Origin of the sequence: Arthrobacter cavernae (assembly GCF_017368795.1) — a bacterium.
Lineage (GTDB): Bacteria > Actinomycetota > Actinomycetes > Actinomycetales > Micrococcaceae > Arthrobacter > Arthrobacter cavernae.
In genome coordinates this window covers 1-937 of the sequence record NZ_JAFNLL010000119.1, presented here as the reverse complement: position 1 = coordinate 937, position 937 = coordinate 1, and the positions used below count along the sequence as shown (strand labels likewise).

The window sequence follows — 937 nt, the reverse complement described above, 5'->3', positions numbered from 1 at the left end:
TCCATTCGTGGGCGGCTTGCTCGAGCCCGCGCAGGAGCACGTGCTTGCCCTGACGGGTGTGGATCTGTCCGAAGACCGGTTCGATGATGGCCTTGCGCCGTGCGTAGATGGCCTGGCCCCTCTTGGTTTTGAGTTTCCGGGCCATGCGTTCCTTCGCCGTGGCGTTGCCCGGGATCCTGCCACGGGGCGCCTTGGGGATCTCTTGGCCGTGTTTGAGCCGGCCGGTCGCGATAAAGAACTCGGTGCCTCCGGCGCTCTGGGCCTCGATCTGCTTCACGTGTTCGAGGTTGGCGGCTGAACAATACCCGGCATCGATGGTCCATTGGGCGGGCAGCTGTCCCAGCGTCTGCCGGGTGCGTTCGATCATCGGGACCAACTGCTGCACGTCCACGGCGATGTTGTTCAGTTCCGTGGCAACGATGACCTGGTGATCGGCATCGACCACGGCCTGTCCGGTATAGCTGTAGTGGAAAGACCCGTCAGCGGTCTTCATGATCCTCGCGTCCGGATCGGTGAAGTTCCGTTGCGCGCCGGGTTTCACCACCGCGGCAGCAGCGGCTTGATCGCCCTTGGCCGTGACGGCCCCGTCGTCATCCCCGTCATCCCTGGCCTTGCGCTCGGCCTCCCTGCGGGCCTTTTCCGCGGCTTCCGCCTCGAGGGCTTCACGGGCCGCGGCCAGTGTCGCCAACCGCGATTCCTTGTCCGCCAGGGCCGGCGGAAGCTCGTCCCCGCGTTTATCCGCCCCGAACCTGGCGTCCTCGTCCGCATCAACACCTTGCGCGTCGGCGAGCATGTCCGAGACCTCCGCGGCCAGGATCCTTTGCTTCTCGGTCAACCGCGCATAGCTCATCGCCTTGCGCCGTGAGGCGTTGGCCCGCACCTTCGTCCCGTCCAACGCAACCCGGCCCAACGAGACCATGCCTGCGGCCCGGCACAG

1 protein-coding gene is annotated in these 937 nt (G+C 66.1%); it reads right to left on the bottom strand.

Translation table 11 applies throughout. From position 1 onward, the window contains the following. A partial coding sequence (locus tag J1902_RS19070) for a transposase (RefSeq protein WP_207617933.1) occupies positions 1-937 on the bottom strand: 937 nt, incomplete at both ends.